General features: G+C 63.8%; 20 protein-coding genes. 12 read left to right on the top strand and 8 right to left on the bottom strand.

Going from position 1 to position 26,019, the window contains the following annotated elements; genetic code table 11:
- The first annotated feature begins 15 nt into the window (after positions 1 to 15).
- From U0034_RS20385 to U0034_RS20365, 5 genes are all read left to right on the top strand, one after another.
- Positions 16 to 1,269, top strand: coding sequence for an ABC transporter substrate-binding protein (locus U0034_RS20385; protein WP_085225353.1), 1,254 nt, complete (start codon positions 16 to 18; stop codon positions 1,267 to 1,269).
- A 105-nt stretch (positions 1,270 to 1,374) separates the two neighbouring features.
- Positions 1,375 to 2,292 carry a carbohydrate ABC transporter permease gene (locus U0034_RS20380; protein WP_085225355.1) on the top strand — a complete coding sequence of 306 codons (918 nt, stop codon included), beginning with the start codon at positions 1,375 to 1,377 and terminating at the stop codon, positions 2,290 to 2,292.
- Positions 2,293 to 2,308: 16 nt separating this feature from the next.
- Positions 2,309 to 3,160, top strand: coding sequence for a carbohydrate ABC transporter permease (locus tag U0034_RS20375; protein ID WP_085225358.1), 852 nt, complete (start codon positions 2,309 to 2,311; stop codon positions 3,158 to 3,160).
- 60 nt (positions 3,161 to 3,220) lie between these two features.
- Entirely contained in the window at positions 3,221 to 5,200 is a 1,980-nt protein-coding gene (locus U0034_RS20370) for a beta-galactosidase (RefSeq protein ID WP_085225361.1), read from the top strand.
- 19 nt (positions 5,201 to 5,219) lie between these two features.
- Positions 5,220 to 6,458 carry an MFS transporter gene (locus tag U0034_RS20365; RefSeq protein ID WP_085225541.1) on the top strand — a complete coding sequence of 413 codons (1,239 nt, stop codon included), beginning with the start codon at positions 5,220 to 5,222 and terminating at the stop codon, positions 6,456 to 6,458.
- A 69-nt stretch (positions 6,459 to 6,527) separates the two neighbouring features.
- Here U0034_RS20365 and U0034_RS20360 read toward each other — a convergent pair whose 3' ends face one another.
- From U0034_RS20360 to prpR, 7 genes are all read right to left on the bottom strand, one after another.
- Positions 6,528 to 7,703 (bottom strand): glycoside hydrolase family 53 protein, encoded by a 1,176-nt coding sequence (locus tag U0034_RS20360; RefSeq protein WP_085225363.1) that lies wholly within the window; start codon positions 7,701 to 7,703, stop codon positions 6,528 to 6,530.
- A gap of 150 nt (positions 7,704 to 7,853) precedes the next feature.
- Complete coding sequence (locus U0034_RS20355) at positions 7,854 to 9,158, bottom strand: glycosyltransferase family 87 protein (protein WP_085225365.1); 1,305 nt, start codon at positions 9,156 to 9,158, stop codon at positions 7,854 to 7,856.
- Positions 9,155 to 9,553: a GtrA family protein gene (locus U0034_RS20350; protein ID WP_158243504.1), complete on the bottom strand. Its 399-nt coding sequence runs from the start codon at positions 9,551 to 9,553 to the stop codon at positions 9,155 to 9,157. The genes U0034_RS20355 and U0034_RS20350 overlap by 4 nt, the downstream gene beginning before the upstream one ends.
- A 15-nt stretch (positions 9,554 to 9,568) precedes the next feature.
- On the bottom strand, positions 9,569 to 10,294 hold the full coding sequence (locus tag U0034_RS20345) for a glycosyltransferase (protein WP_085225369.1): 726 nt from the start codon (positions 10,292 to 10,294) through the stop codon (positions 9,569 to 9,571).
- Positions 10,291 to 11,319, bottom strand: coding sequence for an NAD-dependent epimerase/dehydratase family protein (locus U0034_RS20340; RefSeq protein ID WP_085225371.1), 1,029 nt, complete (start codon positions 11,317 to 11,319; stop codon positions 10,291 to 10,293). Before U0034_RS20340 ends, U0034_RS20345 begins: the two co-directional genes overlap by 4 nt.
- On the bottom strand, positions 11,316 to 12,197 hold the full coding sequence (locus tag U0034_RS20335; protein ID WP_085225373.1) for an NAD-dependent epimerase/dehydratase family protein: 882 nt from the start codon (positions 12,195 to 12,197) through the stop codon (positions 11,316 to 11,318). Before U0034_RS20335 ends, U0034_RS20340 begins: the two co-directional genes overlap by 4 nt.
- A gap of 105 nt (positions 12,198 to 12,302) precedes the next feature.
- Positions 12,303 to 14,285, bottom strand: coding sequence for a propionate catabolism operon regulatory protein PrpR (gene prpR / locus U0034_RS20330; protein WP_085225375.1), 1,983 nt, complete (start codon positions 14,283 to 14,285; stop codon positions 12,303 to 12,305).
- Positions 14,286 to 14,471: 186 nt separating this feature from the next.
- Here prpR and prpB point away from each other — a divergent pair, with 186 nt between their 5' ends.
- The 5 genes from prpB (at position 14,472) to prpF (ending at position 22,275) form a co-directional block, all read left to right on the top strand.
- A complete protein-coding gene (prpB, locus tag U0034_RS20325; protein ID WP_386092374.1) occupies positions 14,472 to 15,383 on the top strand; it encodes a methylisocitrate lyase in 912 nt (303 codons plus the stop codon).
- A gap of 26 nt (positions 15,384 to 15,409) precedes the next feature.
- Positions 15,410 to 16,576 carry a bifunctional 2-methylcitrate synthase/citrate synthase gene (gene prpC, locus U0034_RS20320; RefSeq protein ID WP_143795611.1) on the top strand — a complete coding sequence of 389 codons (1,167 nt, stop codon included), beginning with the start codon at positions 15,410 to 15,412 and terminating at the stop codon, positions 16,574 to 16,576.
- 172 nt (positions 16,577 to 16,748) lie between these two features.
- Positions 16,749 to 18,392, top strand: coding sequence for an acyl-CoA synthetase (locus U0034_RS20315; RefSeq protein ID WP_085230746.1), 1,644 nt, complete (start codon positions 16,749 to 16,751; stop codon positions 18,390 to 18,392).
- A 15-nt stretch (positions 18,393 to 18,407) separates the two neighbouring features.
- Positions 18,408 to 21,002, top strand: a complete 2,595-nt coding sequence (gene acnD / locus U0034_RS20310; protein WP_085230747.1) for a Fe/S-dependent 2-methylisocitrate dehydratase AcnD — start codon at positions 18,408 to 18,410, stop codon at positions 21,000 to 21,002.
- A gap of 85 nt (positions 21,003 to 21,087) precedes the next feature.
- Positions 21,088 to 22,275, top strand: a complete 1,188-nt coding sequence (prpF, locus tag U0034_RS20305) for a 2-methylaconitate cis-trans isomerase PrpF (protein ID WP_085230748.1) — start codon at positions 21,088 to 21,090, stop codon at positions 22,273 to 22,275.
- Between the two features lie 75 nt (positions 22,276 to 22,350).
- On the opposite strand, the gene U0034_RS20300 is transcribed toward prpF, so the two are convergent.
- On the bottom strand, positions 22,351 to 23,520 hold the full coding sequence (locus U0034_RS20300; protein WP_085230749.1) for an iron-containing alcohol dehydrogenase: 1,170 nt from the start codon (positions 23,518 to 23,520) through the stop codon (positions 22,351 to 22,353).
- A 280-nt stretch (positions 23,521 to 23,800) separates the two neighbouring features.
- Between U0034_RS20300 and U0034_RS20295 the strand changes: the two genes are divergently transcribed.
- On the top strand, positions 23,801 to 24,400 hold the full coding sequence (locus tag U0034_RS20295; RefSeq protein ID WP_085230750.1) for a YceI family protein: 600 nt from the start codon (positions 23,801 to 23,803) through the stop codon (positions 24,398 to 24,400).
- Between the two features lie 149 nt (positions 24,401 to 24,549).
- Positions 24,550 to 25,491: a helix-turn-helix transcriptional regulator gene (locus U0034_RS20290; protein ID WP_139831236.1), complete on the top strand. Its 942-nt coding sequence runs from the start codon at positions 24,550 to 24,552 to the stop codon at positions 25,489 to 25,491.
- Positions 25,492 to 26,019 lie beyond the last annotated feature (528 nt).

The following is a 26,019-nucleotide window of genomic DNA, read 5'->3' as shown; positions in this document are numbered from 1 at the left end:
GAAAGGAGACAAACCATGAAATTCGGAACGAACCGGAAATGGAGCGTATGCGCCAAAGCAATCGCGCTCGGCGCCGCACTCGCCGCCGCGGGCACGAGCCTCGCCGCCACGTTGAACGTAACGGTTTCGGCGCGCGGCAATCAGCGCGCCACCTGGCAGGAGGCATTCGATCAATTCCGCAAGGCCAACCCCGACGTCGACCTGAAAGTGTCGTACGTGGGCGAGGAAGCCTACAAAGTGCAGATCTCGGGCTGGCTCGCAACAGATCCACCCGACCTGCTGAGCTGGCACAACGGCGAGCGCATGGCCTACTTCGCGCGGCGCGGGCTGCTCGAAGATCTCAGCGCAGATTGGAAGAATAACGGCTGGGACAAGACCTATGCCTCGGTGAAGCAATCGTCGACCTATGCGGGCAAGCAATACAGCGCCCCGCTCGGTTATGACGCCTACGGGTTCTTCTATCGCAAGGATCTCTTCAAGAAAGCCGGCATTACGAGCGAGCCGGCTACGTGGGATCAATTTCTCGAAGACTGCGGCAAACTGAAGGCCGCGGGTATCGCCCCGATCGCCGTTCCGGCACGCGATGCGTGGACGCTCGCCGCATGGTTCGACTATCTCGATCTGCGCATCAACGGCTATGCGTTCCACCAGGAGTTGATGGCGGGCGACGTTCCCTACACCGATGCACGCGTGCGCAAGGTCTACACGGCGTGGAAGACGCTCATCGACAATCATTACTTCATCGATAACGCGCTTTCCTACGACGTCGATTCCACGAGCCCGCTGCTCGTGAACGGCAAAGCCGCAATGCTGCTGATGGGCACCTTCTTCTCGGCAGGACTGCCCGCATCCACGCGCGAGCAAATGGGGTATTTCCGCTTCCCCATCATCGATGCCGCTGTGCCCGTCGCCGAAGACGGCCCCGTCAACGTGCTCGTCATGCCGGCCAGGGCGAAGAACAAGGCCGACGCGCGGCGTCTGCTCGCCTTCATGGAGCAACCGTCCACAAACGGCGAGCTTGCCAAGGGCTGGGGGCAGTTGCCCTCCAACAATCAGGCGCCCGAACCACAGGACCCGATCTCGAAGGTCGGCTTCAAGACGCTTTCGTCGACAACGGGCGGCATCGCGCAATTCTACGACCGCGACATGACGAAGGAGATGGCCGACGAAGGCATGAAGGCGATGCAGCAGTTCGTGTCGGACCCGAGCCAGCTCGACGCGATCCTCGCGCGCCTCGAAACCACGCGCAAACGCATCTACAGGAAGTGACGCCCGCGCGCCGCGCGGCCAGTGCGGTGCGGAGCATTTCGGGCTCCCGCATCCGTACCGCCAGGCACGCGGCGCACGCCGACCGAATTCCGAAGGACCTCCTTCATGTCGCACAGTCTCTCGCAACGCGCTCCGCGCCATGCCTCGCCCGAACGGATGCCGCAGGCGGCGTCGCTTTCGCGCAGGCGTACGCGCGCGGCGCTGCTGTTCCTGCTGCCGGGGTTCGCCCTCTTCGCGGTGCTCGTCATCTACCCGATCGCGAGCAGCATATGGCTCAGCTTTCATAGCTGGGACGGCATGAGCGCACCCAGTTTCATCGGCCTCGACAACTATCGCGAACTCATCGCCTCGGACACGTTTTACACCGCGCTGAAAAACAATCTGCTCTGGCTCGCGCTTTTTTTACTCGCGCCGCCGGCGGGGCTTGCTCTCGCGCTTTACCTCAACCAGAACGTGCGGGGCATTCGCCTCGTCAAATCGCTCTTCTTCGCCCCGTTCGTGTTGCCGGGGGTGGTAGTCGGGCTCGTGTTCTCCTGGTTCTACGATCCGACCTTCGGGCTGCTCAAAGTCATCGTCGGACACGGCGTTCCGGTGCTCGGCGACCCGCGCTACGTCACCTACGGCATCATCTTCGCCGCGCTTTGGCCGCAGATTCCGTTTTGCATGATTCTTTATCTGACGGGCCTCACCGGCATCAACGGCGAAATTGTCGAGGCAGCCCGAATGGAAGGCGCGCGCGGATTCGCACTGCTCTGGCATGTGGTTCTGCCGCAACTGCGCCCGGCCACGTTCATGGCCGTCGTCCTGACGGTAATCGGCGCGCTGCGCAGCTTCGATCTCATCTCGGTCATGAGCGGCGGCGGCCCGTTCGACAGTTCGACCGTGCTGGCCTATTTCATGTACGACCAGGCGATCAAGTATTACCGCGAAGGCTATTCGGCGGCGATTGCCGTGGTCCTCTTCGCGATCATGCTCGTCTATATCGCTTATCAATTGCGGCGACTCGTTCGCACGGAAAGTTGAGCCCAAGGAGCCGACGATGTACCCGATGCCCGTTTCGCGCTGGCGGCCGCTTCCCCGCCTCGTTTATCTAGTCTCGCTGCCGTGCGCGCTGATCGCCTGGCTGCTGCCGCTCATCGCCGTGCTCGTCACCTCCATTCGCTCGAGCGACGAATTGACGGAAGGCAACTATTGGGGCTGGCCCCGGCATTTCGCGTTCGTCGAGAACTACGGCACGGCGCTCACGCAAACGCCCATGCTGCATTACTTTCTGAACAGTTGCCTCATTACGTTGCCCGCCGTGGCGGCCGCCATTTTCCTCGCGTCGCTGGCCGGCCACGCGCTCGCGAATTACCGCTTTCGCGGCAACCTCGTCTTGCTCGGCATTTTCATCGCCGGCAATTTCGTGCCGATCCAGATCCTGATGATTCCCGTCCGCGATCTGATGCTGACGTTCGGGCTCTACAACACGGTGTGGGCGCTCATCCTGTTTCATACCGCCTTTCAAACCGGCTTTTGCACGCTGTTTCTGCGCAATTTCATCCGCGAGCTTCCGTACGAGCTGATCGAAGCGGCGCGCGTGGAAGGCGCAAGCGAGTGGGCCATCTATGCGCGTGTGGTGCTTCCGCTCGTGAGGCCCGCGCTTGCGGCGCTCGCCATTCTCGTCTTCACGTTCGTGTGGAACGACTACTTCTGGGCGCTCTGTCTCACGCAGGGCGACGAGGCGGCGCCCATCACCGTCGGCGTGGCCGCGCTCAAAGGTCAATGGACGACCGCCTGGAACCTCGTGTCCGCCGGCTCCGTGCTCGCCGCGCTGCCGTCCGTGCTGATGTTCTTCGCCATGCAAAAGCAGTTCGTCGCCGGCCTGACCTTCGGCGCCACGAAAGGCTGAGTGACCGAATGGGCCGCGATACCTGCCGGATTCCCGTCGATTTTCCCTGAAGGAACCCCAATGCATTTAGGTGTTTGCTATTACCCCGAACAATGGCCCCGCGACAAATGGAAGAGCGATGCGAAGCGGATGGCCGCGCTCGGCATCACGCGCGTACGCATTGCCGAATTCGCCTGGAGCCGCATGGAGCCCGCACCGGGCTGCTACGACTGGGCATGGCTCGACACAGCCATCGACACACTCGCTGCCGAGGGTTTGAAGGTCATTCTCGGCACGCCCACCGCAGCGCCGCCGAAGTGGCTCGTCGATTCGCACCCCGACATCCTGCCGATCGCCCGCGACGGCATGCCCTGGCAATTCGGCTCGCGTCGCCACTACGACATTTCGAGCGAGGTCTATCGCGAGCATTGCGCACGTATCGTCGAAGCGATGACGCGCCGCTACGGCCAGCATCCCGCCGTGATCGCGTGGCAAACAGACAACGAGCTCGGCTGCCACAACACCCTGCCGAGCTACAGCCGCGCGGCGCTGCAAAAATTCCGCCGCTGGCTCGCCGCGCGCTACGGCGAGATTGCGGCACTCAACATGGCCTGGGGCAACGTGTTCTGGAGCATGGAATACCGGTCCTTCGACGAGATCGAGCTGCCGCTGCACACGCCGACCGATGCCAATCCGGCCCACGTGCTCGATTTCCGGCGTTTCGTTTCCGATGAAGTGGCGGACTTTCACGCGTTGCAGGCCAAACTGATCCGTGCGCATTCGCCTGGGCGGGACGTGCTGCACAACTTCATGGGCTTCTTTACTGCCTTCGATCATTACGTGTTCGCCGAACGCGGGCTCGACGTGGCCGCGTGGGACAGCTACCCGATTCCGCGAACCGAGGTGATCGGGCTGCCGGAAGAAGACAAGCACCGCTGGGCGCGCACCGGACATCCCGACGTGTCCGCATTCAGTCACGACCTCTACCGCGGTATTGGCCGAGGCCGCATGTGGGTCATGGAGCAGCAGGCCGGCCCCGTCAACTGGGCGCCGCACAATCCCGTTCCCGCACCGGGTGCGGTGCGGCTCTGGACCTGGGAAGCGTTCGCCCACGGCGCCGAACTGGTGTCGTACTTTCGCTGGCGGCAATGCCCCTACGCGCAGGAGCAAATGCACTCGGGGTTGAATCTTCCAGACGACACGCTTTCTCCGGGTGGCCTCGAAATCCGGCGCGCGGCCGAGGAGCTTGCGGCGCTGAAGGTGCAAGCATCGGCGATGCAATCATCGGGCAGCGCGCACACGGCGGCAAAGGTGGCCTTGATCTTCGATTACGAAGCGGACTGGATGGTCGAGACGCAGCGCCACGGCGCGGACTTCGACTATCAGCAACACGTCTTCGAGTGGTACGAGGCGCTGCGCTCGCTCGGCGTCGATCTCGACATCGTGCCCGCGCAAGCCGATCTGAGCGGCTACGAGCTCGTGGTCGCGCCGACGCTGCCCGTCGTCCCCACCTCGCTCGTGACCCAGATCGAGAACGGCTCGACGCACTGGCTCTTCGGGCCCCGCACCGGTTCGAAGACGACCGCGTTCGCAATCGAGCCGAACCTGCCGCCCGGTCGGCTACAAGCTGTCCTGCCCGTACGCGTGATCCAAGCCGAATCGCTACGGCCGTCGCTCGCACCCGGCATGGCGTTCGACGGCGTGCAAGGGCACGCGCGCAAATGGCGCGATCATGCCGAGCCCGGCCCGGGCGTGGAAGTGCTGGCGGCGTTCGACGACGGCGTACCGGCCGTTTTGCGGCGAGCGCGCGTGACGATGCTCGCCGCATCGGTGGACTCGCCCCTGTTGCGCGCCGTGCTTGCGGAAAGCGCCCGTCAGGCGGGCATCGCCACCGTGGCCCTGGCAAGCGGCGTGCGCACGCGCAAGCGCGACGGCGTGTGCTTCGCGTTCAATTACGGCGGTGCGCCTCAGCCCGCGCCAGCGCCGGAAGACGCACGCTTCGTGCTCGGCGGGCCCATCATCGGCCCCGTGGACGTGGCGGCCTGGATCGAGGAGCGCTGATCCGGTGTACGCACAGATCATGCGGGTTGCCCGCGTGCCGCGTTTTCTGCCATTGGCATCGGCCACGCTGATGCTGGGCATCGCCTTATCGTTCACTGCGCCATACCTATCGCTTTTCGGTGTGGAACAGGCGGGCATGTCGCCGCTGCGGCTCGGCGTGTTCATGACCGCGATCGCGGCGAGCGGCGTATGGGCGAGCGCATGGGCGGGCAGACGCTCGGATCGCCAGGGGCGGCACCGTCCCTGGCTCCTTGGCTCGCTCGCGGCCGCGGCCGCCGGCTATCTATGTTTGTGCTTCGTGCGCGACTACGCAGCACTGATGGCGGTTGGCATCCTGCTGATCGGCCCGGGCGCCGCATCGCTGTCGCAGGTCTTTTCCTTCGGCCGCTCGGCCCTGCCCGTCACCGATCCGGCGCAGCGCGAATTCGCGGCCGCGGCATTGCGCACGCTGCTCTCTGCCGCGTGGGTGTTCGGGCCAGCCGTGGGCGCGCTCGTGCTCGCGCAAACGGGCTATATCGGGCTCTTCTTCTTCGCTGCCGGCAGCTTTGCACTCTGTGCCTTGCTCGTCGCGCGCGTTGCCGAAACGCACGGCCCGGCGCACACGCTGCCGTCGGCAGGCATCGATGCGGATACCCACCATGCGGCACCGCCTCTCCAACCGGGCACCGTGACGGCAAAGCAGGCGAAACGCGATGACGCCCCGGCTTCGATGGGACGAGCACTGGCCGCGTTGACGCTGATCGGGCTCGTTGCGAATGCAACGATGATCATGCTGCCGCTATACGTCGTCCAGCGGCTCGGCGGCACGCGCCTCGACGTCTCGACGATGCTCGGGCTCGGGGCACTGCTCGAAATTCCGATGATGCTGTGGCTTGGCGCAAAGTCGTCGCGGCTGGCCAAAGCACGCTGGCTTGCGGCCGCAGCCGGCATTCACGTGGCCTATTTCGTTGCGCTTGCCGCCTGCCGCAGCGTGACCGTGGCCATGCCCTTGCAGGCATTGAGCGCCGGCGTGGTTGCGATCACCTCCTGCCTCGGGCTCACATATGTACAAGAGTTGGTGCCGCGCGCGCCAGGCAGCGCGACAGCGCTCTTTTTCAACGCCTCGCGCGTGGGTTCGATCGCGGCTGGCGTACTGTCGGGTTTCATCATCGAAACGATCGGTTATCGGCCAGCCTTTTTGCTCTGCGGCCTGCTTGCACTGTGTGCGTTTGCGCTTTTTGCAGTCGATGCGCGCGGCCGGGTTCTGCGTTCGCGCTAGTCGGCGCGCTCCCTCTCCGACGGGCGCGGCGTGAGCGCCGGCCATCGCTCACGCCGATTACTGAAGCGATCAGCGGCCCGCGCGCAGCGCCCTGAATACGTCGAGCGAAGGCAACGCGTGGCCCTTGAAATCAAAGAGGGTATTGTTGTCCCATTGATCGCCCGCGCCGGTTTTCCAACCCACGCCGGCTACGGGAATCCACTCCGGCTCCCACCAGAAAATGCCTTTGCCGTGACCATGAGGGATGGCCTTGACGATCTCGGCAAGCGCGGTCATCACCTGCGCCTGCCCGGCCGGCGTGGCCGGGTAAGGAGTCGTACCGGTGTTCGTCATCGCGTTGGGCTCGGAATCGCCGTCGCTCGTGGTCCATGGGTAGGCCGCTTCCACGACGATGACGTCCTTGTCGTACCGTACGGCGAGATCGTCGACGTTCGCTTTCAGATCGGCCAACGCCCCTTGCCATTGCGGGTACCATGACAGTCCGATCACGTCGAAGCTCACGCCGCGCTGGGTCGCGCTGTCGAACCACCAGCGGCTCTTCGCGTTGTCTCCGCCGCTATCGATATGCAGCATGACCTGCGTACGCGAATCGACCAACTTCACCGCATCATGTCCCGCTTTCAGCAGTTGCGCGAGGTTGTCCCATTGATCGTAGCGGCCAAGCGGCCATAGCATGCCCCCTGTGATCTCGTTGCCGATCTGCACCCATTCGGGACGCACGCCGTCGCGCGCGAGCATGCGCAGCACCCGGGCCGTGTACTGGGCAAGCAGTTCGCAGGTCTGCGCAACGTCCTTTCCTTCCCAGGCGTGAGGCGGATACTGCTTGCCGGGATCGGCCCACCAGTCGCTGTAATGGAAGTCGATCAACACGCGCAAGCCCAATGCGGCGGCACGGCGCGCGAGCACGCGGACGTGCTCCGCGTTGTTGTAGCCCGCGGCCGGGCTCTGGTTCGCGGGAAAGAAGTCCGGATTGCCCGGGTCGTTCCAGACCTTCAGGCGGACAGCATCGAGCCCGTGCTCTTTCAGGATCAGCAGACAATCGCGGGCGACGCCGCGATCGTAATAGCGCGCACCGTTGGCCTCGAGTTCGAGCAATGTCGATACGTCCGCCCCGAGTGCCAGGGGCGCACGCCCCACGCCCGCTTGCGTCGATGCGGCCACCGCCCCGCCCGAGCCCAAAACCACATTTGCCGCAGTACCCGCGGCGGCCGACGCGAGCCAGCTCAAAACAGTTCTTCTGTTCATTCGTCTTCCTCCATGTCGGCACGGCGCCCCGAAGAGTCCGGCGACCGCGGCCTCCAAATTTAAGCGCTTAAATTTCCGGTCGAGAAACAGGAGCGACGGTTCGCTCCGAATGGGAGCCTAGCGAATCGTCATCGAGGCGCGCAAGATTTTTCAGGGGTGCTCAATATGTGGCGTGTCGAAACGGCGTCCCGACAAACGCCGCAGCACGGTGCGCCATCGCCGGCAATCGAATGCGACGATCGCGATGAGTCCCGAGAGCAACGTGGCATTCAAGAGGTTATTGACGCTCAAGCCATTTATGAAAAAGTAGCTCTTGGGAACCAACAGCAGACAGACTACGAATAGCGCCGCTTTTTGGCGAAGACGATCCCCTGCGCCATCCTCCGCCTGCGAAAACAGCAGAGCGAACAGCCCCGGCAAAAGCAGCGACAGCTTATAGTCGTTGGCGACATTGGGAAACAGGATGGCAACGAGGCAAGTCGCCATGACACGGAGCCAATACGGCGCACCGGAGAAAACAATATACGCCGCGGCGAGCATGGCGAAGGCGAAAGCAATCGGCTGATAAATCTTGAGCAGGCCGGCACTCCTGCTCGCGATCGCCGCCCCCGAGGCGCCCCGAAACACTTCGACGGTTCTTATCGCATTGTATGGATCGGAACTCGCAAAAAGCGAGTCCCGGCCGATCACGTATATCTCGCGATACTTGGCGAGCCCGGCCTGCAGCCCATGCAGCGTATGAACGATACCGCCCGACAGGGCGGTCGCGCCAATCAACGATAGCAACAGGCCGCCCAATAGTGCCCATGCAACGATGCGGTATTTCCGTTCCGCCACCGCGAGCGCAAGGAACGCGAGCGGATAGGCTTTGAGTGCGATCGCCAGTGAAAGCGCGACGGCACCGGCGGCCTCCGTTCGACGATCGCCGGCACGCAATGACGCCGCATGGATGACGCAAAGGCAAGCGATCCACACATCGAGATTGCCGCGATCGAGCGCAAAGAGGACCGGATAACAGCCAACGCACCCCGCCAATGCCAATATGAAGACTTTCCATTGCCGGTGGCGCTGCCAGCCCCGGACATGGCCCATGAAGCGCACGGCCGACCAACTCGCCAACGACAGGAGCGTCAGCGAGATCGCAAGGTAAATCGAGGTCGACACGTTCCTTGCCCAGCCAACGCCAATACGCAGCACCTCGTAGGCAAATGGAAAATACGCGGAAACGGCCCGCGTAGCCGCGTAATAAGGATCGAGCGTTGCAGCGGCCGCAACAGAATTGTGCCAATCATTGAAGCGATCGTCGGGCCGAAAGAGAAACGTCGTCCACGGGAACGTCAATCCCAGCGCAGCCATCGTGGCATGAAAGACAACGGCTGCGCCCAACCCTATCAGCACGAATCTGGAAAAAAAACTCACTCGTCGGACGGACAACTCCATTGCCGGATCGCTCATTCGGGCCTGCCCTCATCCACGCGCCGCGCCTTGAATACCCATTGCCTCGCGAGCAGGAAATTGAACCCCATGCCCATTACGATCCCCAAAGCCTGCCCTTGCAAGCTGAACGCCGGGCCAGCGAACAGCACGACCGCGTTCAGCCCGATAAGACCTACGCAAAAACCGAGCAGGTTGACGCCTGCGTACTTTGCGAGGCCACGTAGGCGGGAGACGTCCGGCCGACCATGCGAGCGAAAGGTCCATGCACGGTTGATCGCGTAGTTGTGCGTCACGGCCGCCAGAAACGCCGCGCACGCTCCAACGTTGTGATCAACGTGCCAATGCTCGACGAGCAGCGCAAACACCGCAAGATTGACGAGCGTGCCCAATGCTCCGACTACGCCAAATCGCATGAATTGCGCGAGCATTTAGACGAAGAACCTCAGTTTGATCAAGGTAAACGCATAGGTCAGCATGAAGACGAACAACTTGCGCTTCGTGCGCCCGAAAAGGCGCTGCTTGAACGTGAACGGAATCTCCTTGATGCGCAGCCGTGGATCATGACGCACGAGCTTGAACAGAATTTCTTCAACGACGTCGAAGTTGTCGCATTTGAGTTTGAGCCGCTTCAATTGCTCGCTTCGGTACAGCCGATAACTGTTGGAAACGTCGCGACACCGGATACCGAGCACCAACGAATAGATGACGTTCAAGACCCGGCTCATGAATACGAGCGTCCAGCTGTTCTCCGTGAAGCCGTTCTCCACGTAGCGGGATGCGATCACGACGTCATTGCCTTCCCGCTGCGCGTAAAGCTTCGGGATCCATTCGGGCGAATGCGAGCCATCGGAATCCATGAAGATGACATAGTCGCCCTGCGCTTCGGCAATTCCCGTTCTGACCGCGTCCCCATAGGAGTTGCCGCCGCGCCGGGCCACATAGCGAATATTCAGCGCATCGCAAAATTGAGGCGTGCCGTCCATCGGCGTCATCGTATCGACAACGAGGACCTCGTAGGGTTCGCCTTGTCGATCGAGTTCCTCCAGCACGCGGGGCAGCAATACGCGCAGGTTTTCCTCCTCCTGGTAGGCGGGCATGACGAGACTGAGCGCGACGCGCGCCGGCGCGCGTGGATTCTCGGAGAACGACGTCATCCGGTGATTCCCATCGATCGCACCCACTCGATCATGCTGCGAATACCGTCTTCCTTGCTGACGCGCGGCGCCCACCCCAGGCGGGCATGAACCTTCGCCAGATCGGCCACGAATACCCGTTGGTCGCTTTCGCGCGCCGCGATATGCCGCCAATGCAGTTTGGTGCCGAGCATGCTCTCGAGAAGATGCAGCAATTCGAGAATGGACAGGCTGTTGTTCATGCCGCCGCCGATATTGAACGCCTCGCCCCGAATCTCTTGAATGCGATCAGCCGCGCGCAAATACAGTTCGACCATATCGTCTGCATGCAGCAGATCGCGTACTTGCTTGCCGTTACCGGAGACCGTGAATTCGCTCGTGTCTCCGCCGGCCTGCCGCACCGCCTGCTGGCAAAACCAACCGATCCAGCCTTGATCGGCGCTGAAGAACTGACGCCCCCCGTACATCGACGAATGCCTGAATACTGCCGTTCGCAGGCCGAACATGCGGGCGTAATCGAGAACGTATTGGTCCGCACTGCCTTTCGAGCATCCGTACGGAGAGTGGAAGTCCAGTCCGATCGTCTCCGGCACCCCGTTGGGAAAGTCGGGCAACGCGTAACGCGTGGGCGTTTCGTCGTAGCGCAGAAACTCGAGATCGCCGTAGACTTTGTTGGTGGACGAATAGACGAAAGCGGCGTTCGGGCTGTGCGCTCTCACCGCCTCGAGCAAATTGAGCGTGCCAAGCGCATTGATTTCGAAATCCCGGCGCGGGCGCGCAAGCGATGTCGTCATCGCGACTTGCCCGGCGAAGTGGAACACCACATCGGGCTGATGCTGCGCAATCGCGGCGTCGCAGTCGTCCGCACAACGGATGTCCGCATGCACGAACTCGAGGTCGCCGCGCTCGCGCAGCCATTGCAGGTTGCTCGCCGACCCGTATCGCGACAGATCGTCGAGCAAGACGAGCCGCCCCCCATCGCTCAGCACCTTGGCCGCAATGTTGGTGCCGAGAAAGCCGCAACCGCCGGTAATCAGATATTTCATCGGAAAAGAGTCCGTTCGTATTCGAAGGTACGTTTCAAGCCGTCTTCGAGGCTGACCAGAGGGCGCCACCCCGCCGCATCCAAGCGCGAGGTGTCGACCTGGACGTTCATCGGCTCATGAGGGCGGTACGGGATCGCGCCGAATTCGAGCTGGGTGATCTGGTTGCCCGAGAGCCGTTTCGCAAGCGTTACGAAGTCGCGAATGCTGGTTGTCTTCCCAGTCCCGACTTCGTACTCCACGTAACCGCGCTGCCGTGTATTCAGATCGTCCAATACATACGAGAATGCCGATACGACATCGTCGATGTAGATGAAATCTCTCAACTGTGCGCCGGGCGTGAGGGGAATCGCCGGTACGCCACCCAGCAAGGCCCGCACGATATGGGTGACGAATTTGCTGCTGTCGTCGTCGGGCCCGTAGAAATGCTCGAGCGAGACCGTCGTCGCACCGATTTCCCCGGAGAAATGCTTGAGCCATTCGCGAAACTGCAACTTCGACAAAGCATACGGCGATACCCCTTTATCGAGCAGGGTGTCGGTATTGACGAAGTTTCTGGCGCCATGCTCGACCGCCGATTCGAGCAACCGCAACGGCAGCAGCAGGTTGGTCTCGATCATGCCCGAGCGCGCCTGCATGCCCTCCTGTCGGCCGTAATTCGTTGCGCAATGCACGATGGTGTCGTAAGGCCCGCCGCAAAATGCGCTTTCGAGTGTCTGCCGATCGAGATCGAAACAGCGAACATGCGGTAGTGACTCCCGAATGCGTCGCACGTCCGAAAACGATCGCTTCAGAACCGTTACGTCGTAGCCGGCGGCCAGCAATCGACCGAGCAACCTGCTCCCCAGAAAACCAGTCGCCCCGGTCATGAGAATTTTCATCGGTCCAGCCTTGTATTCGCCCGTGGGACGCCAAACCCGTCATTTTGAGGCCGCTTGACGAGCCAGTCAACGCAAGCGGTCCCAACCGCCGCCCCCAAAGGCACGTCACGATGCGTCGCGAGGGCTACCGCCCCCATTGAGCCTGCGCCACAGCGTAGTCTTGCTGATGCCGAGCGCCTTGCATACCGCGTTTCTGTCGCCGTCGAACGCCGCGAGCGCCGCGCGGATCTCGTCGGCCTCGCTGTGGCGGCTTCGCTCGCGCAGCGTCTGCCCACCCTGCGCATCCTGCGGACCGTGGCCGAAAAGCTCCGGCGCAACCGCGGCGAGCGCCGCGGCGGTGATCGGCACAACCGCACCGCCAGCGTCCCGATCGGCATCGGCCAACTCGACGACGATGCGCTCGATCACGTTTTGCAACTCGCGCACGTTGCCAGGCCACCCGTAGTGCTGGAGCGGCTCGCCAACCTCGGCCAGAACGCCTTGTGCGTTTGCCAGATCACGCACGCGGCTCGTGAGCCGGGGCTCGCGCTGCACCGCCTGCAGCAGCAGTTCGGCGGCGAGCGGCATGACGTCGCCCGCGCGCTCGCGCAACGGCGGCAGCGACACCGTGAGGATGTTCAGGCGATAGTAGAGATCGGCGCGAAACGTACCGTTCGCAATGCCTTCCGTCAAGCCGCGGTGCGTTGCCGCAATCACGCGAATGTCGACACGCGTGGGCTCGGTCGCACCGAGCCGCACCACTTCGCGCTCCTGCAGCACGCGCAGCAAGCGGCTTTGCAGCGGTAGCGGCATTTCGCCGATCTCGTCGAGAAAAAGCGTGCCGCGGTGTGCCGCCTCGATCAGCCCCGCCTTGCCGCCCTTGCGCGCGCCTGTAAATGCGCCCTCCTCGTAGCCGAAGAGTTCGCTCTCGAGCAAGGCTTCAGGAAAGGCGCCGCAATTGATGGCGACGAATGGAAACTGCCGGCGCGAGCTGAGGCGATGCATGCTCTGGGCAACCATCTCTTTGCCGGTCCCGCTCTCGCCCATCACGAGCACGGTTGCATCCGATCTCGCATAGCGGCGCACGAGCGTGCGCACGCGCTCCATCGACGCACTTTCGCCCACTACGTCCTCGAGCCGATAGCGTGCGGCAAATTGATGCGTGAGCTGCTTCGAGCGGAGTGTCCGGTCGAGTCGCTCGACCGCGCGCGATTCCTGGAACGTCAGCACGGCACCATCTTCATCCCCCTCCCCCGCCAACGGGCCGCGATGCACCAGATAGCTCGCGCCTCGAATGGAAACCAGCACATCGCCATCGGCATCGGGCAGCGAAGCGGCCACGTCGGGCGCGAGCTCCGTCAGCAGCTTGCCGGCGGCATTGCCGGCATCGATGCCGAGTGCGGCCGCCAGCCGGCGATTGATGGCCTCCACACGCCCCGCGGCGTCGAGCGCCACCACGCCGTCGCGCAGGTGTTGCAGCAGATTGTCGATGTGCCGCCGGCGCCGCACCTCGCCGCGCGTGGCCTGGGCCACTTCGAGCGCCGTGTCGAAAGCGGCGCGCACCGAAGCGTGCGAGTAGAGAAACACGGCTCCCATGCCCGCCGCCGCCGCGAGATCGGCGATGAGACCCGGGCCGACCACGCAGCCCACACCCCTGTCGCGCAGGTCGAGCACGCACGTTTGAGCGTCTTGCGCCGTGCGGTAGGAGCCGAACACGATGTCGATTCCATAGGCCGTCGCGAACTCGCGAACTTCGGGCGACGTTTCGCCGGGCCCGACGAGCGCGACTGAAGACGAAAGCCGCCGCGCACGGGCGAGAGAATGCATGACATCGAGGCCGGTCGGCCCGATCTGCACGACCGGCACCGCAATACGCGTGCGCAGATAAGCCGCGTTCGAGCCGCCGGCCACCACCACATCGGGACCCTGCGCGCCCGCCGCCTGCACTTCGCCCACGGCGTCGTCGTACGCGCGCGAGATCACGCGCACATTGGCGCGGCCCTCGTATTCGCCCACGATGTCGAAGAAAAGGTCACGCAGGCGGCTGATGCCAAGCGCCCAGATGACGGGACGCTCGGCGGAATCGGAAGCTGAAGTGGGTCGGTCCATGGCAGATGAGCAGCAAAGCAATCGGGCGTCCAAGCATTATGCGCCGGCGCTTTCAATAGTGAAATAACCCATTTCACAATAGAAACAGATGGTTATCCCGTCCCGACGAAATACCTCGACATTTCAATGACTTAGTCCATAACAAACACGCTGGCCCGGACTTTGCTCTTTCAGGAGCCAGATTTCATGGGAGCGACTGAATTGAATACAGCGAACCAGCAACCGACCACCGCGGGCGCCGCGTTCCGCGCGGCCGTAGCCGAAAGCCAGCCGTTGCAGGTGGTGGGCGCGATCACCGCCTATGCGGCCAGGATGGCGCAAGCCGTCGGCTTCAAGGCGCTTTATCTGTCGGGCGGCGGCGTGGCGGCCAACTCGCTCGGCATGCCCGATCTCGGCATCAGCACGATGGACGACGTACTCGTCGACGCGCGCCGCATCACCGACGCCACCTCCATTCCGCTGCTCGTCGATATCGACACCGGCTGGGGCGGCGCCTTCAACATCGCGCGCACGATCCGCTCGTTCGTCAAGGCTGGCGTGGCGGCCGTACACCTCGAAGACCAGGTCGGCCAGAAGCGCTGCGGCCACCGGCCCGGCAAGGAATGCGTGCCCACCGAGGAGATGGTCGACCGCGTGAAGGCCGCCGTCGATGCGCGCACCGACGCCTCGTTCGTCATCATGGCCCGCACCGACGCCGCCGCGGTCGAAGGGCTCGATGCGGCCATCGAGCGCGCCGTCGCCTACGTGGAGGCCGGTGCCGATATGATCTTCCCCGAGGCAATGAAGACGCTCGACGATTACCGGCGCTTCAAGGCCGCCGTCAAGGTGCCGATCCTCGCGAATCTGACCGAATTCGGCTCGACGCCGCTTTTCACGGTGGACGAACTCCGCAGCGCGAACGTCGACATCGCGCTCTACTGCTGCGGGGCTTATCGTGCGATGAATGCCGCGGCGCTGAATTTCTACGAGACGCTCATGCGCGACGGCACGCAAAAAGCGGCTGTGCCGACCATGCAAACGCGCGAGGATCTTTATCGCTATCTCGGCTACCACGCGTACGAGGACAAGCTCGATGCGCTTTTTGCCGCGAAGAAATGAGTGACTGACGAAACGGAGACACGACGATGAGTGAAGCAGGAAAAGAGGCACAGGTCGCGGGCGGCTTCAAACCGAAAAAATCGGTCGCCTTGTCCGGCGTGGCCGCAGGCAACACCGCGCTGTGCACGGTCGGGCGCACCGGCAACGATCTGCACTACCGCGGCTACGACATCCTCGACGTCGCCACGGCCTGCGAATTCGAGGAAATCGCCTATCTGCTCGTGCACGAGAAGCTGCCCACGCGCACCGAGCTGGCCGCTTACAAAACGAAGCTCAAGGCGCTGCGCGGGCTGCCGGCCAACGTCAAGGCCGCGCTCGAATGGGTGCCGGCCGGCGCCCACCCGATGGACGTCATGCGTACGGGCGTCTCGGCGCTCGGCACCGTGCTGCCCGAGAAGGACGACCACAGCATAGCCGGCGCGCGCGAGATCGCCGATCGCCTCATGGCCTCGCTCGGCTCCATGCTGCTTTACTGGTATCACTACTCGCACAACGGCCGGCGCATCGAGGTCGAAACCGACGACGATTCGATCGGCGGCCACTTCCTGCACCTGCTGCACGGCAAGGCGCCCTCCCAATCGTGGGTTGAAGCGATGCACACATCGCTTATTCTTTATGCCGAGCACGAGTTCAACGCCTCCACGTTCGCCGCGCGCGTGATCGCCGGCACCGGCTCGGACATCTACTCGGCCATCACCGGCGCGATCGGCGCGCTGCGCGGGCCGAAGCACGGCGGCGCCAACGAGGCCGCGTTCGAGATCCAGTCGCGCTACGCCACGCCCGACGAAGCGCAGGCCGACATTCGCCGGCGCGTGGAGGCCAAAGAGGTCGTGATCGGCTTCGGCCACCCCGTCTATACGATTTCCGACCCGCGCAACAAGGTCATCAAGGAAGTGGCGAGAAAACTCGCACAGGAAGCCGGCGACATGCGCCTTTTCAACATCGCCGAGCGCCTCGAAACGGTAATGTGGGAGGCCAAGAAGATGTTCCCGAACCTCGACTGGTTCAGCGCCGTCTCGTATCACCTGATGGGCGTGCCCACGGCCATGTTCACGCCGCTTTTCGTGATTTCGCGCACCTCCGGCTGGAGTGCGCACGTGATCGAGCAGCGCATCGACAACAAGATCATCCGGCCCAGCGCCCAGTACACCGGCCCGGAAAATCTGAAGTTCGTGCCGATCGACAAGCGCTGAAACCGCGCGGCGGGGGCAAGTGCCCCCGCTTGCGGCGAAAGTCACCGATAAAAGCCATCATCGAAATGGCTGGTCCCAGCGAGGTCCGCACGGGTGCGCAGGCGCATCGGAGCCGACGCGAAAGCGGCGGCTCCGATCCAGCGGGAAACAGGATAAGGAGAAGGAGACAGTCATGAGCAAGGATATGTACGAGGCAGGACTCGGCAAGAACGCAGCGAACTTCACGGCGCTCACGCCATTGAAATTCATCGCTCGATCGGCGGCCGTCTATCCTTCGCACCTTGCCGTCGTGCACGGCAACCTGCGCCGCACCTGGGCCGAAACCTATGCTCGCACGCGCCGTCTCGCATCGGCACTCGCCGCGCGCGGCATCGGCCTCGGCGACACGGTGGCCGTAATGCTGCCGAATGTGCCAGCCATGGTCGAGGCGCACTTCGGCGTGCCGATGACGGGTGCCGTACTCAATACGCTCAATACCCGCCTCGACGCCGCCACCCTCGCTTTCATGCTGAACCACGGCGAAGCGAAGGCGTTGCTCGTCGATCGCGAGTTCGCGCCGTTGATGCGCTCGGTATTGCCCGCCGTGGAGCGCCCGATTCTCGTCATCGACGTCGACGATCCCGTCTATGAAGGCCCGGGCGAGCGCATCGGCGAGATCGAGTACGAAGCCTTGCTCGAAACGGGCGATCCCGAATTCGCGTGGGAGCTGCCGTCGGACGAATGGAATGCGATCAGCCTCAACTACACGTCGGGCACGACGGGTAACCCGAAAGGCGTCGTCTATCATCATCGCGGCGCCTATACGAATGCCATCAGCAACATTCTCGAGTGGGACATGCCGAAGCACGCCGTCTATCTCTGGACGCTGCCGATGTTTCACTGCAACGGCTGGTGCTTTCCGTGGACCGTGGCGGCGCGCGCCGGGGTGAACGTCTGCCTGCGCAAGGTCGAAGCCAAGGCGATCTTCGATCTGATCCGTCTCGAGCGCGTCACGCACTATTGCGGCGCGCCGATCGTGCACAACATGCTCGTCAATGCGCCCGACGAATTGAAAGCGGGCATCGAGCACCGCGTAAGCGCGATGCTCGCAGGCGCCGCGCCGCCTGCCGCGCTGATCGAAAGCCTCGAGCGGCTCGGCTTCGACCTCACGCACACCTACGGTCTGACCGAGGTGTACGGGCCCGCGTCGGTCTGCGCGCAGCAAGACGACTGGCGCGCACTCGACGTCTCCGAGCGCGCACGCCTCAACGCGCGGCAAGGCGTGCCTTACCACTTGCAGGACAGCGTGGCCGTGCTGAACCCCGAGACGATGGAGCACGTTCCCGCCGATGGCGAAACCATCGGCGAAGTCATGTTCCGCGGCAACATCGCCATGAAGGGGTATCTGAAGAATCCGACCGCGACCGAAGAAGCATTCCGCGGCGGTTGGTTCCACACCGGCGATCTCGGCGTGATCTATCCCGACGGCTATGTCCGCATCAAGGATCGGAGCAAGGACATCATCATTTCCGGCGGCGAAAACATTTCCAGCATCGAAGTGGAGGATGTGCTGTATCGGCATGCCGACGTACTCGCCGCGGCCGTGGTGGCCAAACCCGACGCACGCTGGGGAGAGACGCCCTGCGCGTTCGTCGAGTTGAAGGCCGGCGCCACGGCAACCGCGGACGATCTGATTGCACACTGCAAGGCTCATCTGGCCGGATTCAAGGTTCCGCGCGCGGTCGAGTTCTGCGAGTTGCCTAAAACCTCCACCGGCAAGATTCAGAAGTTCGAGCTGCGCAAGCGCGCCCGCTCGGTCGCCGCCATCGACGTATAGCGTTTCCTTTCATCTATGAACACCGAATACCGCAAACCGCTGCCCGGCACGGGCCTCGACTACTTCGACGCGCGCGCCGCCGTGGACCGGCTCGTCCCCGGCGCGTACGACAAACTTCCCTATACGTCGCGCGTACTGGCCGAAAATCTCGTGCGCCGATGCGATCCCGCCACGCTCGACGCGTCTTTGCTGCAGCTGCTCGAGCGCAAGCGCGAGCTCGATTTCCCCTGGTTTCCCGCGCGCGTCGTCTGCCATGACATTCTCGGGCAAACCGCACTCGTCGATCTGGCCGGGCTGCGCGACGCCATCGCCGCGCGCGGCGGGGACCCGGCGCTGATCAACCCGGTCGTACCGACGCAGCTCGTCGTCGACCACTCGCTCGCGGTCGAATGCGGCGGCTTCGACCCCGACGCATTCGCCAAGAATCGCGCCATCGAAGATCGGCGCAACGAGGACCGCTTCCACTTCATCGACTGGACCAGGAAAGCGTTTCGCAACGTCGACGTGATTCCCCCCGGCAACGGCATCCTGCATCAGATCAACCTCGAGCGCATGAGCCCCGTCGTTCAGGTGCGCGATGGCGTGGCGTTCCCGGATACGCTCGTGGGCACCGATTCGCATACGCCGATGGTCGACGCGCTCGGCGTGATCGCCGTGGGCGTCGGCGGGCTGGAGGCCGAAAGCGTCATGCTCGGACGCGCATCATGGATGCGCCTGCCCGATATCGTCGGCGTCGAGCTGACCGGCGCCCGCCAGCCCGGCATCACGGCCACCGATATCGTGCTGGCGCTGACGGAATTCCTGCGCAAGGAAAAGGTGGTTTCGTCCTACCTCGAATTCTTCGGCGAAGGCGCGGCGCGCCTCACGCTCGGCGATCGCGCCACGATCTCGAACATGGCGCCCGAGTATGGCGCGACGGCAGCGATGTTCGCGATCGACGAGCAGACCATGCGTTATTTGAAACTGACGGGCCGCGACGAGTCGCTCGTGCAGTTGGTCGAAACATACGCGAAGCAGACGGGCCTCTGGGCCGACACATTGCGCCACGTCGAGTACGAGCGTGTGCTTACGTTCGATCTGTCGTCGGTCACGCGCAACATCGCGGGCCCGTCGAATCCGCACCGGCGCGTACCCACGTCCGAGCTGGCCGCGCGCGGCATCAGCGGTCACGTCGAAAACGAGCCTGGCCGGATGCCCGACGGGGCGGTCATCATCGCCGCCATTACGAGCTGCACGAACACGAACAACCCGCGCAACATGATCGCAGCCGGCTTGCTCGCGCGCAATGCGAACCGGCACGGGCTGCTGCGCAAGCCCTGGGTGAAGACATCGCTTGCGCCGGGATCGAAAGCCGTCACGCTCTATCTGGAAGCGGCGGGGCTGTTGCCCGAACTCGAGCAGCTCGGCTTCGGCGTGGTCGCTTATGCGTGCACCTCCTGCAATGGGATGTCGGGCGCCTTGGACCCTGCCATTCAACGCGAAATCGTCGAGCGCGATCTGTACGCCACGGCCGTGCTGTCGGGCAACCGAAACTTCGACGGGCGCATTCACCCCTACGCCAGGCAGGCCTTTCTGGCGTCGCCGCCGCTCGTCGTGGCCTACGCGATCGCCGGAACCATTCGCTTCGATATCGAGCATGACACGCTCGGCGTGGACGCGAACGGCAAGCCTGTCACGCTCGCCGATCTCTGGCCCTCCGACGAGGAGATCGACGCGATCGTGGCTGCGAGCGTGAAGCCCGAGCAATTTCGTCAGGTGTACGAACCGATGTTCGCGCGCACGATCGATGCGAGGGACACGGCGAAACCGCTTTACGACTGGCGCCCGCAGAGCACCTATATCCGCCGCCCGCCCTATTGGGAAGGGGCGCTCGCGGGCGAACGCACGCTGCGCGGCATGCGCCCGCTCGCGGTGCTGGGCGACAACATCACGACCGATCACCTCTCCCCGTCGAACGCGATTCTGCTGGACAGCGCGGCAGGCGAATATCTCGCGAAGATGGGCTTGCCCGAAGAGGACTTCAATTCGTACGCGACACATCGCGGCGATCATCTGACCGCGCAGCGCGCGACGTTCGCCAATCCGACGCTCAAGAACGAAATGGTGCGCGAAAACGGCGAGGTCAAGGCCGGCTCGCTCGCGCGCATCGAGCCGGACGGTAAGGTGACGCGGATGTGGGAGGCGATCGAAACCTACATGGCGCGCAAGCAGCCGCTCATCGTCGTGGCCGGCGCGGACTACGGGCAAGGCTCGTCACGCGACTGGGCGGCCAAGGGCGTGCGGCTGGCAGGCGTCGAGGCGATCGTTGCGGAAGGGTTCGAGCGCATCCACCGCACGAATCTCGTCGGCATGGGCGTGTTGCCGCTCGAGTTCAAGCCGGGTACCAACAGGCTCACGCTCGGCATCGACGGCACCGAAACGTTCGACGTGGTCGGCGAGCGCACGCCGCGGGCGGATCTCACGCTCGTCATCCACCGGCGCAGCGGCGAACGCGTGGAAGTGCCCGTAACCTGCCGGCTCGATACCGCCGAAGAGGTCTCGATCTACGAAGCCGGCGGCGTATTGCAGCGTTTCGCGCAGGATTTCGTCGAGTCTGCGATGATCGGCTGAGCGCCCGGCGCGCAAAGCATTCGATCCATGCCGTGCTTTCGGCGGTGCATCGCGCACCGCCGCATTTTTACCAGGACATCCATTCATGGCCCATCCCCCGCAGATCAAGATCCCCGCCACCTATATGCGCGGGGGCACGAGCAAAGGCGTCTTCTTCCGGCTGCAGGACCTGCCTGAAGAAGCGCGCGTGCCGGGCGCGGCGCGCGACGCGCTGCTCTTGCGCGTGATCGGCAGCCCGGACCCGTACGGCAAGCAGATCGACGGCATGGGCGGCGCCACTTCGAGCACGAGCAAGACCGTAATCATCTCGCGCAGCACGCGGCCCGATCATGACGTCGACTATTTGTTCGGTCAGGTGTCGATCGACAAGCCGTTCATCGACTGGACCGGCAACTGCGGCAATCTCTCGGCGGCGGTCGGCCCGTTCGCGATCGCTGGCGGGCTCGTCGATCCCGGCCGCGTTCCCGCCGATGGCACGGCCACCGTCCGGATATGGCAGGCGAACATCGGCAAGACGATCGTCGCGCACGTGCCGATGGCGAACGGCATCGTTCAGGAAACGGGCGACTTCGAGCTCGACGGCGTGACGTTTCCGGCCGCCGAAGTCGAACTCGAATTTCTCGATCCGGCCGCCGAGGAAGAAGGCGCATCGGGAGCGATGTTCCCTACCGGCCAACTCGTCGACGACCTGGAGGTACCGGGCATCGGCACGTTCAAGGCGACGATGATCAACGCCGGCATTCCGACGATCTTCATCGATGCCGAGGCACTTGGCTACAGCGGAACGGAGCTGCAGGACGCCATCAACGGCGATGCGCAAGCGCTGGCGAAATTCGAAACGATCCGTGCGCACGGCGCGCTGCGCATGGGCATCGTCAAGCATCTCGACGAAATCGCCACACGCCAGCACACGCCCAAGATCGCCTTCGTTGCCAAGCCTGCGGATTATGTCGCGTCGAGCGGTAAGCGGATCTCAGCCAAGGACATCGACCTGCTGGTGCGCGCGATGTCCATGGGCAAACTGCATCATGCGATGATGGGCACGGCCGCGGTGGCCATCGCCACGGCCGCCGCCATTCCGGGCACGCTCGTCAATCTCGCCGCCGGCGGCGGCGAACGGGAGGCCGTACGCTTCGGCCACCCCTCCGGTACCCTGCGCGTGGGGGCACAGGCGAGCCGGCGCGACGGCGAGTGGATCGTGACGAAGGCCATCATGAGCCGCAGCGCACGCGTGCTGATGGAAGGTGCCGTGCGCGTGCCGCGGCTCTGGTAGCGCAGCACCGCGAGACGGCTCGCGGACGTTCGCAGCGGCACATGCGGCGGCACATGCGGCGACACACGCGGCGGCTCAAAACGCCGCTTCGTAGATCGCAAGCGCATCCGCCTCGGTCACGGGTTTGGGATTGTTCACGAGCAATCGCTGCTGGAGCAGCGCATCTTCGGCCATGCGTGCGAGGCCAGCACGCTCGATTCCCACCTCGCGCAGCTTCGACGGTATGCCCGTGGCCGCAATCAGCGCTTCGAGATGGCCGATCAATGCATCCGCCTTCGCCCGCGCGCTGCCGGACGCTTGCGGCACGATCGCATCGGCCAACTCGGCGTAGAGCGTGGCTGCAGCATCGGCGTTGAAACGAAGGACGTGCGGCAGCACGAGCGCATTCGAGAGGCCGTGCGGCACATGATAGATACCGCCGATCGGATAGGCGAGCGCATGCACCGCCGCGACGGGCGCATTGGCGAACGCCTGACCGGCGAGCGTCGCGCCGAGCAGCATCGCTTCGCGTGCCTCGCGGTCGTGCCCATCGCGGCATGCCCTCGGCAGATGTCCCGATAGAAGCTGCAGCGCCCGCACGGCCAGCGTATCCGAAATCGGATTTTTCAGGCGGGCCGAGGTATAGGCTTCGATCGCATGCACCATCGCGTCGATGCCGGTCGCCGCGGTGGCCGCGGCAGGCAATCCTAGCGTCAGCTCGGCGTCGAGGATCGCGAGGTCGGCCAGCAACTGCGGCGCAACCACACCCATCTTCTTCGACTCGCCCACCGTGACGATGGACACGGCCGTCACTTCCGAGCCCGTTCCCGCTGTGGTCGGCACCTGAACGAGCGGCACGCGTGTGCCTGTCACGCGCTCAACGCCATACATGTCGGCGAGCGGCTGCCCGTCGCCCGCCACGAGCAACGCAACGAGCTTGGCAACGTCCATCGACGATCCGCCCCCGAAGCCGAGCACGATCTGCGCGCGCGTTTCCAGCGCGATCGCCGCCGCCTCCAGCACCACCTTCTCCGACGGATCGGCGCAGACGTTGTCGATCACGGTCACCCGCCACGCCTGCCGGGCCAGATCCTCGAGCGCGTGCGCGAGCAGGCTGCTTTTTGCGAGAAAGCCGTCGGTGACGAGCGACAGGTTGGTGAGCCCCGGATGGCGTTGGCGTAACAGTTCGCCAAGACGGCGGGCGGCGCCGAATTCGACCAAAATGGTTGGCACCGTCTGAAAGCGAAATGGCTGCGGCACTGGCATCCTCCGGTTGGCGTTTCGATGTTCGATGGTTGGTTTAGGGCGCTTAGTGCTCGTCCTTGATGCTCATCCTTAGTGCTCGTGCCGGATGCCTGGCGCTGGTAATTGCTCCGATGAATACCCGGCGCGACGGCGAGCCCGGCGGCAAACATGGCGACAGCGCGCAACTCGAACGCAGAGGCCCCGAAGCGAGCACCGCAACATCGCCGCCGGGCGACGCCGGGAATAAGATACCGCGCTCGCGCGTTTTACGCTGCAAGTGCGGTATACGAGGCGGCGAATCATGAACGAACGAATGCGGCGCGCGCTGATTGCCCTGTTTTTTGCGCTGCAGCTTTCCACCGCGCAAGGGCGGGCTGCGCCCGTCCATTACGTGCTCGAACCGCATCGATCGAGTGTCGTCTTCGTGCTGCACATGCTCGGCAACGCGCAGTTGCACATGCATTTCCGCAACGTCGGCGCCGAGCTCGATCAGGCCCCCGAAACAGGCGAGATGCCGCGCGTAGCCGTTACGATCGATGCGCGCAGTGTCGCGGCGAGTACGCCGTTCACCGCCCATATTGCCAAGGGCCGCGCCCTGCTCGACACCCAGCACTACCCCGAGATCCGCTTTTCGAGCACGCGCTTCGTGCGCACCGGCTTAGATTCGGGACTGCTGACCGGCGACTTGACGATCCGTGCGGAAACGAAACCCGTGACGCTGGCGGTCACATTCGAGCACCCGATACGTGCGGAAGGCGAGCGCGCCACGTCGCTCGCAGTTTCCGCACGTGGCCATTTCAGCCGTGCGGCGTTCGGCCTCGTCGGCTGGGCCGGCACCGTCGGCGACGATGTCGAAATGACGATCCGCGCCAGATTCGTACAAATGGCGCCTGGGCAGTAGCACCGCGCGGGGACAGAGCGCCGGCACCGGCATTCGTGCATTTGGCGCCTTATTTCGACGGCCCGGGCGCCCCCGACTACGAAATTCGAGAATCCCCTGCTTTCCGTTGGCCGTTAAATTAACGCTAACCGCGTGGCAAGGAGGAGCGTTTGAGAACGACCAAGAACATACAACACACGATGATGATGCTGGGCGATCGTGGGCGCTGCCTGCCCGAATGCGCGGCGTCGACGCTCACACCCGGGCGGTCGGCCATCGTGGATGCATTGAAAGCGGCCACCGGGCCGGAACAACGGCGCCTCGTCATTTCGGCCACGCTTGGCACGGTCGGCTTCGACTGGGTCTGCTACTGGCGCTTCGCCCGCACGGGAGATCTGATCCGGCGCGCGCTTTACGTTCGCGAGTACGCCGCACCCGACTGGCCGGAGCATTACATCCGCCAGCACTATATCGAGATCGACCCGCGCATTGCGTTCGCGTGCCAATGCGAGTGGCCCCTGGTGTGGGATCTGCCGACGCTCGCCGACATGCCGCCGGCCTCCGGCGATGCGGCAGCCGCCTCCCGCGTGCGCAGCCTGCTCGACGATGCCGATCAAGCCTCGCTGCGCAGCGGTGTGACATTCGGGCTTGCCAGCCCCCGCAGCCCCTTCCAGAGTGTGGTGTCGTTCAGTTCCGCGAACGAATCGCGTGAGTGGATCAGCGACCGCGTGATCGGACAGGCATTCGCCGTGGGACTGGCATTGCACGAGTATTTGCTCGCGCATGCCCCCGCGCTCGACGAGGATTCGCCGACGAAGCCGCTCACGCCCACGCAGCGTCGGATATTGGCGGCGCTGACGCAAGGCTCGAGCGACAAAGAGATTGCCGAGCTGCTCGGCACGTCGGCGTACAACGTCGACTATCACCTGCGCCAGCTCAAACGCCGCTATGGCGCGGAAAATCGCGTTCACCTGGCCTATCTGGCCGGATGCCGCGACGATTGGCGGCAGGCCGTGCCCGTTACGCAGCGAGGTTTTACGCGCGGCACCGTCAGCGGGGTCAGCGCCGCGGGGCTCGGCGCCGAGCCGCGTGCCTCGGCCGCGCCCGCATAGGAAAGCCCATCGATCCGCAAGTTCTCGCCCCGATCCCGGAATTTCCGGCATCGGGCCGGCAGTTCGGCGCTCGAGGCACGACCATTCCGGGCTGCCGCCTTTTGCTGCCTTTTGCCGGCTTTCCCGGCTTTCCCGGCTTCCCGTCGTCGATCTCGGAAACAACGACAGATCGCCCGGCGCGATTGCGGGGCTATTCGGCAATTCTTCCCTAAAAGAAGAATTGCCGCTTCAAAATACTGTCATAACATACAGACCCGTCAAAGCTTTCTTCCGCGATCAGCATTTCACCAGCCGAAAGCAATTGGCGCTTTTAAACAGAATCCCGCTTGAATTTCCATTGTCGCGTCGATCAATTGCTAAATAGGCGCTCGCGGGATCGATTACATGGAAATTTCCCCGCCCTTTCATTCTGAAAGGACAGGGGTGGGGCAACGCTGGCGGGCCCGGCGAGCTTCACCGGCGGCCACCGACGCGAACGTCCATGGGCCGGCAAAATCCTACGAGGATCCGGTATTTCGGTGGAGACAT

This window comes from Trinickia caryophylli (genome assembly GCF_034424545.1).
In the GTDB taxonomy this organism is placed as follows: domain Bacteria; phylum Pseudomonadota; class Gammaproteobacteria; order Burkholderiales; family Burkholderiaceae; genus Trinickia; species Trinickia caryophylli.
Note: the sequence above shows the minus strand (reverse complement) of the source record. Positions and strands in the feature narration are given on the sequence as shown.